Source organism: Saccharospirillum sp. HFRX-2 (genome assembly GCF_043196805.1).
Taxonomy (GTDB): domain Bacteria; phylum Pseudomonadota; class Gammaproteobacteria; order Pseudomonadales; family Natronospirillaceae; genus Saccharospirillum.
The window spans coordinates 129672-143297 of the sequence record NZ_JBEBMU010000003.1; the positions used below are offsets into that span (position 1 = coordinate 129672).

Here is a 13626-nt window from a genome sequence, read left to right on the forward strand (position 1 = left end):
AAAAAAACAGTGCTATCGCCTTTTGCTATGAACAAACCTGTCGATTTTCGTGAGCTGGCCTGCCATGAATGCCGCTCGGCTGACCTGCTTGGTTTTGATTTCTCCATGGCTTTCCAGCCCATTGTCTGCCTCCGTGACCAGCGCATCTTCGGTTACGAAGCTTTGGTGCGTGGCCTCAATGGCGAGCCTGCCGGCACCATCATTGAGCGGATCAGCGACGACAACCGCTATCGCTTTGATCAAGCCTGTCGGGTAAAAGCCATTACCCTGGCTGCTCAACTGGGCCTGGATGGCATACTCAGCATCAACTTCCTGCCCAATGCGGTTTACCGGCCGGAGCTGTGTATTCGCACCACCCTGGCAGCGGCGCGTGAGAATGACTTTCCCATCGAGCGCATCCTGTTTGAAATCACCGAAGTGGAGCGGGTGGCGGACCATGATCATCTGGTCAATATTTTGCGCCACTATCAGCAGCAGGGTTTTATTACTGCGTTGGACGATTACGGCGATGGTTATGCCGGGCTGAATTTATTGGCCAAGGTGCAGCCGGATATCGTTAAGCTGGATATGGGTTTGGTGCGCGGTATTGAGCTCGATCCCAAACGCCAGATCATCGTGCGTTCCACCCACACCATGTTGCAGGAACTGGGTTGCCGCACTTTGGCTGAAGGCGTGGAAACCGAAGCTGAATTCAAATTTCTGCGCGATCTGGGTATCGATCTGTTTCAGGGTTATTACTTCGCCCGTCCTGCCTTTGAAGCCTTGCCCGAGGTGGATTTTTCTAGCCTTAATTAAATCTTTTCAACATAAAAAAGCCCCCGCGAGCGGGGGCTTAAAAGGTTGGAGAGTCCGATTCTTATTGGTGATTCAATCAGGCGCCGATCACGCCGCCGTCTTCGCGGTAAACCGCGACGATGGACGAACGCGGTACGCCGTCGCGATCGGCATTCGGCCAGGCGCTGCCCGGGTGTTGAATGCCGACCAGCGCCATGCGGTGGTCGTTGGAGAAGCTCAGGCCGGTGATTTCACAACCTTGCGGGCCGACCATAAAGCGGCGGATATGACCGGTTACCGGGTCGCCACAGAGCATCTGGTTGTTGCCCTGGCCGGCGAAGTCGCCTTCGTTGGAATAGTCGCCATCGGTTTGAATCCACAGGCGGCCGAAGTCGTCGAAACGCAGACCGTCCGGGCTGTTAAACATGTTCTCTTCGGTGATGTTGTCGCTGCCGGCGTAGGCGCCGGTCTTCACCGCCGGGTTGCCGGCGATGGCGTACAGATCCCAGCCGAAATATTCGGAAGTGTGGTCGCGGTTTTCCGGCATCCAGCGCACGATCTGACCGTAGTCATTTTCAGCACGCGGGTTCGGTCCGTTCAGAGGTTGGGCGGCGCTGGTGCCGCGACGGCTGTTGTTGGTCAGGGTGCAGAACACCATCGGTGCGGACGGGTGACAGGCGACCCATTCCGGGCGATCCATGGTGGTGGCGCCAACAAAGGTGGCGGCGGCACGGGCACGCACCAGAACGTCGGCCTGGTCGGCAAAACCATTGGCCTGGTTCAGGCCGTTAACGCCATGACGCAGTTCAATCCAGCGGCCGCTGCCGTCGTCATTGAACTTGGCAACGTACAGACTGCCGTCTTCGAGCAGACGCATATTGGCGGCACGATCATCCGGGTTGTAAGTGCCGCGTGAAACGAATTTATAGATAAATTCACCGCGCTCGTCGTCGCCCATATAGACCACAGCGTGGCCGTCGTGGTTGATGGTCATGGCCGCGTTTTCGTGTTTGAAACGGCCCATGGCGGTGCGCTTTTTCGGCGTTGAGGTCGGGTCGGTCGGGTCGATTTCGACAATCCAGCCAAAGCGGTTCGGTTCGTTCGGTTCTTGCGCCAGGTTGAAACGGCTTTCGTGTTGCCACCAGTTGTAGCCGGAGCCGTTTTCGCTCAGACCGTAACGCTTGTGAGCGTCGCTCAGGCTGGTGCCTTCGGGTGCGCCGAAATAACCGTTGAAGTTTTCTTCGCAGGTCATGTAGGTGCCCCAGGGCGTGCGACCGGCGCCGCAGTTGTTGAAGGTACCGAAGACGCGACGGCCAGAAGCATCGGCCGAAGTTTTCACGTAGGCGGTGCCGGCAACCGGGCCGGTCAGTTCAAATTCGGCGTTGCCATGCAAGCGACGGTTGTAGTCGGAACCTTTCTTATATTCCCAGCTGCCATTGCGCTTGCGCTGCAATTCGACCACGGTAACACCGTGGGCGTTCAGGCCTTTTTGCACGTCTTCGGCAGTCTTGGCGGCTTCACCGTGGGTGTAGAAATATTCGTCGTTGAGGTATTCGTTGTTCACCGCCAGCACGGCGCGATCCGGGTCGATATTGCCGTTACGGTCGGTCAGGTGAAACAGTTCCATGCCGTCGGTGTTGTCACCGAACTGGCCGGCTTGATCGGCGGCGCTGTTGTCGCGGGCAAAGTTCGGCGCGCCTTTCAATACCGGGTCACCCCAGGACATCAGCACTTCATAGCGGTAGCCCGGCGGCAGTGAAATGTCGTCAGCGGTGCTGGTGGGAATGTTGTCGAAGCTCATCAGCGTCGTGGCTTCGTTGACGGCCAGGGCCAGCGGCGCAACGCCGCCCAGGAAGGCCGTGGCGCCAGCAGCGCTGCCGGCTTTGATCAGGTTGCGGCGGCTGATGGCGTGGTCGATCAGGCGGTCGAATTCGACCGGTTTGTTATTTTCGTCGTGTGGGATATGCATCGTTTGAAGGTCCTGTGTTTTTTTCAATTGGGTGGGCGAAGCGATAGCGATGTCGCAGTTTTGCGAATGGCTGTGACAATTGCATGACCAACAGATGACGCTTGTCTGTATGCTGTTCGAATGGATTGAATTGGGGATTGGGGAGTAGCCGTTTGACGAAGCAAATAGTCGATGACTGGCCATTGATTGTGGCCGGGCCACAGGTGCGACACCTGGATGCGCAGCAATTGGTGTTGTGGCTGGTGACCACCCAACAGCCGTCCGGCCGCGCACAATTGCATTGCGACAACATGCCGGTGATGGACTTTGATCTGGCGGACTGTTGTCAGTCGGTGCGCATTGGTGAACGCGCCTGGATCAATCTGATCAGTCTCAATGTCGAACAGCCATTGCCGGCCGATCAGCGTTTTGGTTACGACCTCTGGCTGCAGCAGGCGGATACCGAACACAACCTCGCACAACTGGTGCCGGGGTTGTTGTACGACGGCGAAGAGCGGCCTTCTTTGGTACGCCGTGGTCGGCTGGATTATTTGCTGCACGGCTCCTGCCGTAAGCCGCATTTTCCGTCGAAGGACGCGCTGGCGCGTGCCGATGATGTGCTGGCTGACACTTTGGAAAAGCCGCAACAATGTCCAGCCTTATTAATGATGACGGGCGATCAGATCTATGCCGATGACGTTGCCGGCCCCATGCTCCATGTCATTCACCAGCTGATTGAAGCCTTGGGTTTGGCCGACGAACGCTGGCAGGGCGCGGCGCTGAACCAGAGCTCAGAGCTGCACGGAAACACCGATTTTTATTATCGTCGCGCCGAGTTGTTACCGCGCGATAAAGACAACCGGAAATTACTGGAAGCGTTTTTTACCGGGGTGCGCAAACCGATTTTTACCGATGCTTCGGCGCGCAATCATCTGGTCAGCCTGGCGGAAATTCTGGCTATGTATCTGTTGGTCTGGTCGCCACAACTGTGGTCGAAATTATCGCTCGATGCGCCAGATATCGACGCCGAGTTTATCGACGATTATCAGCGCGAGCGTGAAGCGCTGGAGGGATTTGTCGACAGCTTGCCCGCGGTGCAACGCGCCATGGCGCATCTGCCGACCTATATGATTTTTGACGATCACGACGTCACTGATGACTGGAACCTGACTCGCGCCTGGGAAGACGCCGCTTATGGTCATCCCTTTGCGCGACGCATTATCGGCAACGCCATCATCGGTTATCTGCTGTGTCAGGGTTGGGGTAACGCACCACAACGCATGGCGCCCTTGTTCGATAAGGCCGTGCCTGAGTGTTTTGCCAATGGCGTGGGCATTGAGCAACGCGACCAGGCACACAACAGCCTGATCGATCGCTTATTGCAGTGGGAGCACTGGCATTTTTGTCTCGATACCGAACCCAAGCTGGTGGTGCTCGATACGCGCACCCAGCGCTGGCCGTCGGAAAAGCGACCGAGCCGGCCATCGGGTTTGCTCGACTGGGAAGCCATGACGGAATTGCAGCAAGAACTGATCAACCATGACGCGGTGGTCATGGTGTCAGCCGCGCCGGTCTATGGCGTTAAGTTGATTGAAACCGTGCAGCGGGTGTTCACCTACTTTGGTCAGGCCTTGCTGGTGGATGCGGAAAACTGGATGGCGCACCGGGGCGCGGCGAGCATCATGCTGAATATTTTCCGGCACCGTAAAACGCCCGGCCATTTCATGATACTCAGCGGCGATGTGCATTATTCCTTTGTCTACGATGTGGTGCTGCGCCGCAGCAAGCACCAACCGGTGATCACCCAGATCACCTGCAGCGGTTTGAAGAACGAATTTCCAGCTTCGCTGCTGCCGGGGTTTGATCGACTCAACCGCTGGCTTTATGGCCGTAAATCGCCATTGAACTGGCTGACCAAGCGACGCCGCATGTCGATTCGCACCCGCTTACCCGAAGGGCAAAAAGGCCGCGCTCTGGTCAACTGCTCGGCCCTGGGCCAGCTGTGGCTCGACGAAGCGGGCGCCGCGCGCGAGGTGAGCCTTCTGTGCGCCGACGGCAGCACTATAAAGTTTGCTCCGACCTCGGATTAACTGTTTGTTTTTTAACGATTTTCAAAAGGCTGGCGTACGGCGGGGCTGAACCCACTTCTCCCGAGGTTGTACACAACCTTGTCCACGGCTTCTGTGGGTAACTGGGTTGGTTACTGTCTACCCATGCAGGCAATAAAAGCCCCGCATCAGCGGGGCTTTTTTGAACAGCTCAAGGCTTCTTTAACCGCTCAACGGCGGTAGTGCATCAGCATTTCGCTGTCGAGGCCGGCGTCGTAGAGGCAGTAGAAGCCGTCTTCGCTCATGCCGAGAACGGTGCATTGGTAGCTTTCCGCTTCAACCGCTGCCAGTGACTGGCTGCAGCTGTCACGGCTTTGGGCTGACTGGCTGTCTTGGAACAGCTGGTTGCCTTCCTGGCGCCATTGGTAATCGAGGGTATAGAGCTCGCATTGTTGCTGGTCATCTTTTTGCACGTATCGACCAGCGCCCTCGGCGGTAAAGGTTTCGGTGCCGTCGGGGTACCACTGGCAATCGGAACTGAGCACGGAGGTCTGGTACTGGCCCGGCTCAATCTGGTTTCCGGCGCTGTCCGGGCGGCCGATGGTGGCATTCAGCACCGCTTCCCAGCCGCGTTCGGTGTAGGTTTCGCGGTAGGTGTATTCCACTGGCAATTCGCTGAAGGTCAGCATCGACAGGTAGGTGGCTTCGCACTCGCCCCGAGTGGGCAGGTTGAAGTAAGGCATGCCGTCGATCATCGCTTCGCCAAAGCGCGCCATGTTAAAGGCGCCACCGAAAGTGCCATCGCGATTCAGCGGTTCGTTGCTGAGCTCGTCGGCAGCTTGCGCAGCGGCTTCGCCGGTGTAGGCCACCAGGTGCGAGCCTTTAATCGCCAGGTAGATGGGTTCCGGCCAGTAGGGCATGGGCAACGCGACCGGATCTCCGTTGCTGGGAATCTGCGGAATAGGATAGAAGGCGGCGGCGCTGGCACGCAGGGTGTTAGCGAGGATGGCAGGATCGTCGGCGCTGGCGCTGATCAGCGCAGAGCCACTGAGGCCAGTCGGCGATTGGGCGTTGGGTTCGAGGTTGAAAGCAGCCACACCCAGACCTTTAAAGCCCGGCAGCACGCCGTTGATCATGCCGGCAAAAGACGGGTTCAGGCTGTTGCGCAAAGCGGTCTGCATTTCCACCAGTTGCGGGCAGCTGAAGCTGGCGTTGGAGAATTCCGTCCACAGCGCGGTGATCACCGGCGACAGAGCGTTCAGGTCGATACCCGCGGCCAGGGCAAAAATCTTGTCGCTGGCGTCATTGCTGTAGGCCGGCAGCGAACCGGGCAGTTTGGCCAGTTCGGTGGTGACGGCCCGGTTATTCATTTCCAGGATAAAGCGCAGGCTTTGCATGATGCTGTCGGCGCTGACGTCCAAGTCCTCAATGCCGTAAACCAGACGCGGCACACTCTGCGCCAGGCCTTGCCATTCGTCGGCGCAGTTGGCGCTGACCGTGGCGTTCAGCTCAGCCATTTCGCTGGGAATCAGCGCTTGCAGATCCTGACCCATCAGGCTGGTGTGTGGCTGCAAGACGGCCTTGGCGACTTCGGTGATGCTGAAATAACCGCGCATCAGAGTGTCGAAATCGTATTCATCACCCAGGGCTTTCCAGGTTTCGCTGTCGACCAGCGATTCGCTGACGGCGGCGCGACCAAAACGCTGGGCCAGGCGGTCGTCATTGTCGAATTCGTTGATGACGGTGAGGGTGGCGATGCCGTCGTCCAGGCTCAACGCCAGGTTCATCTGGTTGTTATCCTGCACTGCTGTCAGTCGCCATTGCTGTACATCCAGACCGGCAATCTGACGCGTCTTGGCGGCTTTGCCAGTCTCGGCAGCGGCGTCGTTCCAGCGTTGCATAAAGGCTTCCGGGTCGCTGACTGTCATGCGCACGACCGGCATCAGACCATCGAGATAGAAGGCGTAGTAATCACCGGCTTCGATGCCGTAGTAAGCCTGCAGGTTGGTGTTGGTGCTGTCGAGCTGGGCAATAAAGTCTTCATACATGCGCAGCAGAACGGCAAGGCCCGGGGAATTGTCGGTGAGCTCATAAAGCTCGGTCATCGGTGGCTGATTGGCGCTGTAGGGTTCGCCCTGCATAAAGCTGTAGCTGTCTATGTCGGAATGGCCGGCGGTAAACCAGGCGGTGTCGGCCGGTGCGCTGGCGAGTAGACGTTCCAGCTCGGAATCGTCGGAACCAAAGAGACCAAAGAAGTTAAATGACCAGGCCGGGGCGGCCACTAACAGGGTGCTTGCCATCAACAGACAGCGATGTATGCCTTTCATCCAAAACTCCGAAAGCGGGGGAGAATCCCCTCCTAGTGGGTGAAGACTGCCGAGTGTAGCAGGATGGTCTGCGAACGGTACTGCCAGGGCGGACAACTGTGCGCCTGTTGCTATTACGCAGAAATTACGCCGCTTCGGCTGGCCTGATAGTTCGCTTACGGCGCTCTCCATAGACTGTTCGGCATCAGGTCTCGTCTTGGGAGGCGAGTGATGTCCGAGCTGAAACCGGCGCTGCAGATCGCTTCTTTTACCTTGCTGGTCTGGGCGGGTTTTATGGTGGTGCCGATTCTCTGGGTCGATTGGCACAACGATCAACTGGTGCGACCGCTGGTGTTCAGTGCGGTGCTTTGTGTGGTGCTGGCGTTGTTGTGTTTTGTGCTCGGTCGCGGCCGACTGCAGCGTTTGCGCCCCCGTCAGATGTTTTTGGTGACGCTGTTTAACTGGACGCTGTTGTCGGTCACCGGCGCGCTGCCGCTTTATTGGGGTTGGCCGGAACTGAGCTTTGTCGATGCGCTGTTTGAAAGTGTGTCCGGTTTGACCACCACCGGCTCGACGGTAATTGCCGGCTTGGATCGGGGGCCGCGCGCTTTACTGGTGTGGCGCTCCATTACTCAGTGGGTCGGCGGCATCGGCATTATTCTGATGGCGGTGGCGGTGCTGCCGTTTCTTAAAGTCGGCGGTATGCGTTTGTTTCGTACCGAATCGTCTGAGTGGTCCGATATTCAAAACAGTCGCATCGCCCGGGTGGCGCTGACCATTGCGCTGGCCTATGCGGTGATTTCACTGCTGGCGTTTTTAACTTATTGGGCGCTGGGCATGACCGCTTTTCAGGCCTTCAATCATGCGCTGACGTCCGTCGCCACCGGCGGCTATTCAACCTCGGATGCGTCCTTCGGTCAGTTCCAGCGACCTGCTTTATTGTGGGCGGCGAGCGCCTTTATGTTGCTCGGCGGTATGCCGTTTTTATTGTTTGTGAATTCGGTGCGTGAACGCAGTTGGCTGCTGCTGCGCGATGCGCAGGTGCAACTGCTGTTGAAGCTGGTGCTGGCAGCGACCCTGGCGGTGACCTTGGCGCGTCGGCTGGCCGGCAGTGAATTGTCCTGGGGTGAGTTGCTGACGCACAGTCTGTTCAATCTGGTATCGGTGATAACCACCACCGGTTACGCCAGCGATGACTATTCGCAGTGGGGCGGTTTTGCGTTGCTGGTGTTTGGGTTTCTGATGTTTAGTGGCGCCTGTTCCGGTTCGACATCCGGTGGCATCAAGCTGTTTCGCTATCAGTTATTGGCGTTGATGACGCGCGAACATCTGTTTCATTCGTTGCACCCGAAAGCGCATTTTTCCCGGCAATATAATCAGCGCCGCGTTGAAGAAGGCGTGCTGGTTGCTGCGCTGGCGTATTTCTTTCTGGTCATGGTCAGCTGGCTTGGCTGCAGTCTGTTGCTGGCGATGACCGGCCTGGATGCGGTAACCGCAACCTCGGCCGCCCTGACCGCGCTGATGAACATCGGCCCGGGGCTCGGTGCTATTATCGGCCCGGCTGGCAACTTCAGTTCGCTCAATGAAGTGGCCAAGTTGTTGTTGTGTGTTGCCATGTTGCTCGGTCGCTTGGAGTTTCTGGCGCTGATTGTGCCCTTTACGCCCGGCTTCTGGCGTTGGTAAGGAGAATGCTGTTGAGACTGCCCTGGCCTAATCGGAACGCCTGGTTGCTGGCGACGCTGTTGCCGGTGTTGGTCACCTTGCTGGGTTGGTTGCCCGGCGCCTGGCTGAACCAGTCGACGCATCTGCTGTTGTATTTAATGGTCGCGCTGGTGTGCGCACTCTGGACCGGTTGGGCCGGGGTATTGATCTGTGCCTTTCTCGGTTTTGCGCTGTTTAACTTCTTTCATACCCAGCCGCGTTTCAGTTTTCAGATGCACGATGCGGGCGAACTGGCGGCGGCGCTGGCTTATGTTTTCTTTGCGCTGCTGGCCGGTTGGTTGGCCTATCGGTTGCGCTCGCAACTGCTGCAGTTGCAGTTCCAGGAAGGCTTTCTGAAAGCCCAGCTGCGGTTAATGGCGCAGTTACAGCGCGGCGATGATTTAACCGCAGCGCTGGCCGAATTCAGTGCCGAACGGTTTCCCGATCAGTTGCGGCTCATCCCGGCACCCGGCGAACGCGACGCCTTAACCGGCGCTCGGGCACTGCGCGTCGAAGTACTCAACGAGCAGCGCTTGCCGGCCAGTTGGCGGACGCTGGTGCGCAGCCTGGGTGAACAGGTACAGACGGCGCTGGAGCGGGATGCTGCCGCCGACGAACTGAAACGCGCCGAGCGCCAGGCCGATGAAGAGCGTTTGCGCTCGGCCTTGTTGTCGTCGGTATCGCACGATTTAAAAACACCACTGGTGACGATGATGGGCTCGGCGACATCGTTGCGTGATTTGCACGCCGATTTGTCGGAACAGGACCGGCTGGATTTGCTCGATTCGATCATCGATGAAAGCCAACGGCTGGAAACCTATATCCAGAATCTGCTCGATATGACGCGCTTGGGGCAGGGTGAGTTATCGCTGAATCGGCAGTGGGTGTCGGTCGAAGAACTCTACGCCGTCATGGCACGTCGTTTGACGCAAGACAGTCAGCGCCAGCGTTTGCGACTCAAGGCCGAGGTGGATTTGCCATCGCTTTGGGTACACGCCGCTTTGGTTGAACAGGCGCTCTACAACGCTGTTGATAACGCCTTCAAAGCATCGCCGCCGGATGGCCAGGTATTGATCAGGGTGCGGCGTCAGGATGACTGGATGGTGTTGGATGTGTGCGATCAGGGTAAGGGACTGCCGGTCGATCAATGGGAGGCGGTGTTTGCCCAGTTCTATTCGTTCAGCCGGGGTGATCGCTACGAAAAAGGGTCCGGTCTGGGGTTGACCATCTGCCGCGGCATGATGCGGGTGCATGGTGGCGAGGCGTGCATCGTGCCGCCGCCGGAGGGTTTCGGCCATTGTTTACGACTGAGCTTGCCGTTGTCGCAGGCTGGCCGGTCGGGAGAAGCGTAGATGAACCGAATTCTAATCATTGATGACGAACCGCAGATCCGCAAATTTTTGCGCATCAGCCTGACCTCCCAGGGTTATGAGGTGATTGAGGCAAGTGATGGCGCCACCGGTCTGGCTCAGGCGGCGCTGGCCGAGCCGGCCTTGGTGGTGCTCGATCTGGGCTTGCCGGACTTGGATGGCAAGGAGGTGCTGCGGCGCATTTTGGCGGAACGCAGTCTGCCGGTATTGGTATTGTCGGTGCGTTCGGATGAAGCCGAAAAAGTGCAGGCGCTGGATCTGGGCGCGCTGGATTATGTGGTGAAGCCCTTCAGCGTTAATGAGCTTCTGGCTCGGGTGCGCCGCTTGCTGGCGTCACGGGCGACCGAGCCAATGCAGCCGGAGCCGTTGTTTAATGATGCTTATCTGAGCATCGATGTGGCGCAGCGTCGGTTGTTGGTGCGTAACGACAATGTGGTGCTGACGCGTAAGGAGTGGGCGGTGTTGCGTCACCTGATGCTGGCCTCGGGTCGGTTGGTGACCCAGACGGCACTGCTGGAAACCATCTGGGGGCCGACGCATCGCGACGATACTCAGTATCTGCGTAATGTGGTTCGTCAGCTGCGTCAGAAGCTCGATGACGATGCGGCCAACCCGCGCTACATCGAAACCGAGCCGGGTGTCGGTTATCGTTTTCTGGGACAAAACCAGCTATCAAACTGATTGGCTATTGCTTGGCCGCTGTGGCTGCGGCAAACTGCTGGGCGTTGTCGCTGTGGCGATGAAGTCCCATCTCAAAAAGGAGGCGTTTTGATGAACATGACCTTTGTAGAGCTTGCCCCAGTGGCAGGTCGAGGCTGAGCGCACTCCTTCTTCCTGTGGAGCTTTCGCTCCAGTTTTACCTGCCCTGAATCGGACCGGATCGATCCAAGTTAAATGACTTGGATCTTAGCCTGTTAATGCCAGTTTGACGCTGGCTCCGTGAAGGGAAACCCTCATGACTTCTGCATTATTAACGCTGGCCGACCTCGGCTGGCGACCGGTATTTCAACAACAACTGAGTCTCGACGAACTGTCCAATGGCCGGCCGGCCAGAGTGACGGCGGTGCATCGCGATCGTCTGGAATGGCTCGACGAAACGGGCGCACACAGCTGGATGATCAGCGGCGCTTTTCGCCACGCCGAGGCCGAAGATCGCCCGACGCTGGGCGATTGGCTGTGGCTCGATGCTGTCAGTGGTGAACCACAACGCTTGCTGCAGCGGCAGACGCTGTTGCGGCGCACCGCCTCGGGCTCTGAGCCGAAGCCTCAGTTGATCGCAGCCAATCTCGACACCTTGCTGATCGTCGCCTCGTGCAATGCCGACTTTAATTTGTCGCGGCTGGAGCGCTATCTGGCCTTGGCGCTGGATGCGGGTGTCGATCCGGTGATCGTACTGACCAAGGCGGATTTGAGCGCGGACGCTGACGCACTGCGTGATCAGGCGCAGTCGCTGCGTTCGGATTTGCCGGTGGTCTGTCTCGATGCCCGCCAAAGCTGGTCGGTTGATGCGCTGTCACCCTGGTTGATGCGGGGTCAGAGTCTGGCCTTGGTAGGGTCGTCCGGCGTTGGCAAAACCACGCTCACCAACAGCCTGATCGGCGAGGCGCGCTATGCCACTGCGGCCATTCGCGAAGACGACGCCAAAGGCCGGCACACCACCACTCAACGACAGATGGAACGCACGCCTCTGGGCGCCTGGATCATGGATACGCCGGGCATGCGTGAGTTGCGTTTGGGTGAGGCGACCGAGGGTGTCAGCGCCCTGTTCGATGATATTGAAGCGCTGGCGCAGCAGTGTCGTTTCGGCGACTGTTCGCATCAAGGTGACGCCGGCTGTGCGATAGAGGCGGCCGTGGCGTCGAGCGAGTTGGATGCCCGGCGGCTGCGTTCCTATCAAAAACTGCAGCGTGAAACCGCCCAGGCCAGCGAAACCAAGTGGCAGCAACGGCGTCGCCACAAGGCGTTCAGCAAGATGGCTAAGCGCGTGGTGCAAGACCAGCAACGGGCCAAAAAAACCGACTGAGTTGACCGTCGCTAGTCGGCTGTCATTAGAAATTCACGCCCGGCCAGCAAGCTGTTTTTGGGTCGGGCGTGACTCGCAATTGGTGAAAAAACGAGCAATATCAGATAGTTGTCGAACAACGCTCAGAAAGCGGGTGAGAACGGCGCTGTTAAGCGACTTTGGCGGCTTTTCGGGGCGCTAAAAAGTACTTTACATCCGATTTGGCTTCGCTAAAGTGAGCTTTGTAAAAGATTGTCGCAATACTTATAAGCAAGACCCGGTGAGACTTTGTCGTACTCTGAAGAAGTTCCCTAAGCAGGTTGCGCGTAAGTAAGACGTTATCTTTACCGGCAGCGACTGTCTGGATTGCTCTGGCTCGAGCGCTGTCCGAAATACATCGCATCCTCTTCCAGGAGAAAGCAATGTCTGTACAGACTGGCAAAGTAAAATGGTTTAACGAAACCAAAGGCTTCGGCTTCATTGAAGTGGAAGGCGGCAAAGACGTTTTCGTTCACTTCAGCGCCATCAAGGGTGACGGTTTCCGCACTCTGGCTGAAGGCCAAGCCGTTCAGTTCACCATCACTGAAGGTCAGAAAGGTCCTCAAGCCTCTGACGTCGAAGTTATTTAAAACCCTAATCGGTTTACCCCATTCCATAAAAGGTCGCCTCGGCGGCCTTTTTTTGTGGCTGCGGTTTTTTGTGCGCACCGGTATGACCGACGTCACCCTCTTTATAACGCGCACTTCAATTAGCACCCGGCGACAGGCATGCTGGAAGCATCCTAATCATCCTACAAGGAGAGGGTTTTGAATAAAGGCAGGGTGTTAGCTGGGTGTGTTTTGCTTGGGATCCTGGCCGGTTGTGCCAGTCGCGAGCCCGTTACCGAAACCACGGATCAAGCCAGTTTGAGTGTTTTTGAATGCGCTCAGACCAGTGTCAGTTTTTATTACCTCAGTGCCGAGGATGCCCGGCTGTATTTACCCGACGGACCGGTTGAACTGAGCCAGGCGCGCTCGGCTTCCGGAGCGCGTTTTGTCGGTGAGGATGTGGAGTTCTGGGATAGAGGCAATCACGCCTTGCTGACGTTGCCCGGCCAGGCCAAAACCGAGTGCCAGCTCAACGAAGCCCGGGCGCCACGCGATACGCTCGGGCGTTATCCGGTCAACTTTCGTGCCTTAGGCAACGAGCCGGGCTGGCTATTGGAGTTGAGCGATCGCGAGGCGCATTTGTTAACCGACTACGGCCAGGTACGAACCGTCACCCCGCTGCCTGAAGCCAAGGCCGTCGGGCCAGGCATTAGTTACGATATAAGCGGTGAGGTGACCGAATTGATCATTCATCTGGAGCCGGTGCCTTGTCAGGACAGCATGAGTGGCGAAGATTTCGATTGGACGGCAGTCGTTACCCTGGACGGCCAGGCATTTCATGGCTGTGGTCGAGCCTTGACGAAAGCCTGGCCAAAGGCGCTTTAACCGAG

10 protein-coding genes are annotated in these 13626 nt (G+C 57.8%); 8 read left to right on the forward strand and 2 right to left on the reverse strand.

The window, feature by feature from the left end; all coding sequences use genetic code 11:
• Window positions 1-27 precede the first annotated feature (27 nt).
• Entirely contained in the window at window positions 28-795 is a 768-nt protein-coding gene (locus ABMA60_RS08960; RefSeq protein WP_392801755.1) for an EAL domain-containing protein, read from the forward strand.
• 76 nt (window positions 796-871) lie between these two features.
• Here the strand turns inward: ABMA60_RS08960 and ABMA60_RS08965 are convergent, their stop codons facing one another.
• A complete protein-coding gene (locus tag ABMA60_RS08965) occupies window positions 872-2743 on the reverse strand; it encodes a PhoX family protein (protein WP_392801759.1) in 1872 nt (623 codons plus the stop codon).
• Between the two features lie 152 nt (window positions 2744-2895).
• Here ABMA60_RS08965 and ABMA60_RS08970 point away from each other — a divergent pair, with 152 nt between their 5' ends.
• Window positions 2896-4812: an alkaline phosphatase family protein gene (locus ABMA60_RS08970; RefSeq protein ID WP_392801762.1), complete on the forward strand. Its 1917-nt coding sequence runs from the start codon at window positions 2896-2898 to the stop codon at window positions 4810-4812.
• Between the two features lie 188 nt (window positions 4813-5000).
• Here the strand turns inward: ABMA60_RS08970 and ABMA60_RS08975 are convergent, their stop codons facing one another.
• Entirely contained in the window at window positions 5001-7097 is a 2097-nt protein-coding gene (locus tag ABMA60_RS08975; RefSeq protein WP_392801764.1) for a hypothetical protein, read from the reverse strand.
• 210 nt (window positions 7098-7307) lie between these two features.
• Here ABMA60_RS08975 and ABMA60_RS08980 point away from each other — a divergent pair, with 210 nt between their 5' ends.
• The 6 genes from ABMA60_RS08980 to ABMA60_RS09005 all read left to right on the forward strand — a co-directional run bounded on the left by ABMA60_RS08980 (window position 7308) and on the right by ABMA60_RS09005 (window position 13621).
• Window positions 7308-8759: a TrkH family potassium uptake protein gene (locus ABMA60_RS08980; RefSeq protein WP_392801767.1), complete on the forward strand. Its 1452-nt coding sequence runs from the start codon at window positions 7308-7310 to the stop codon at window positions 8757-8759.
• A gap of 5 nt (window positions 8760-8764) precedes the next feature.
• The gene (locus tag ABMA60_RS08985; RefSeq protein WP_392801769.1) at window positions 8765-10129 is read left to right on the forward strand and encodes an ATP-binding protein; all 1365 of its coding nucleotides are present in this window, start codon (window positions 8765-8767) and stop codon (window positions 10127-10129) included.
• The gene (locus ABMA60_RS08990) at window positions 10130-10828 is read left to right on the forward strand and encodes a response regulator (RefSeq protein WP_392801772.1); all 699 of its coding nucleotides are present in this window, start codon (window positions 10130-10132) and stop codon (window positions 10826-10828) included.
• Window positions 10829-11102: 274 nt separating this feature from the next.
• Window positions 11103-12170 carry a ribosome small subunit-dependent GTPase A gene (gene rsgA, locus ABMA60_RS08995; protein WP_392801776.1) on the forward strand — a complete coding sequence of 356 codons (1068 nt, stop codon included), beginning with the start codon at window positions 11103-11105 and terminating at the stop codon, window positions 12168-12170.
• Window positions 12171-12571: 401 nt separating this feature from the next.
• Window positions 12572-12778, forward strand: coding sequence for a cold-shock protein (locus ABMA60_RS09000; protein ID WP_108126131.1), 207 nt, complete (start codon window positions 12572-12574; stop codon window positions 12776-12778).
• Window positions 12779-13054: 276 nt separating this feature from the next.
• The gene (locus ABMA60_RS09005; protein WP_392801780.1) at window positions 13055-13621 is read left to right on the forward strand and encodes an MliC family protein; all 567 of its coding nucleotides are present in this window, start codon (window positions 13055-13057) and stop codon (window positions 13619-13621) included.
• The last annotated feature ends 5 nt before the right edge of the window (window positions 13622-13626 follow it).

Excerpts from the sequence above, each read along its gene's own strand:
- ABMA60_RS08960 (WP_392801755.1), top strand. The coding sequence starts at position 28 with ATGAACAAACCTGTCGATTTTCGTGAGCTGGCCTGCCATGAATGCCGC.
- ABMA60_RS08965 (WP_392801759.1), bottom strand. The coding sequence starts at position 2,743 with ATGCATATCCCACACGACGAAAATAACAAACCGGTCGAATTCGACCGC.
- ABMA60_RS08975 (WP_392801764.1), bottom strand. The coding sequence starts at position 7,097 with ATGAAAGGCATACATCGCTGTCTGTTGATGGCAAGCACCCTGTTAGTG.
- ABMA60_RS08980 (WP_392801767.1), top strand. The coding sequence starts at position 7,308 with ATGTCCGAGCTGAAACCGGCGCTGCAGATCGCTTCTTTTACCTTGCTG.
- ABMA60_RS08985 (WP_392801769.1), top strand. The coding sequence starts at position 8,765 with ATGCTGTTGAGACTGCCCTGGCCTAATCGGAACGCCTGGTTGCTGGCG.
- ABMA60_RS08990 (WP_392801772.1), top strand. The coding sequence starts at position 10,130 with ATGAACCGAATTCTAATCATTGATGACGAACCGCAGATCCGCAAATTT.
- rsgA (WP_392801776.1), top strand. The coding sequence starts at position 11,103 with ATGACTTCTGCATTATTAACGCTGGCCGACCTCGGCTGGCGACCGGTA.
- ABMA60_RS09000 (WP_108126131.1), top strand. The coding sequence starts at position 12,572 with ATGTCTGTACAGACTGGCAAAGTAAAATGGTTTAACGAAACCAAAGGC.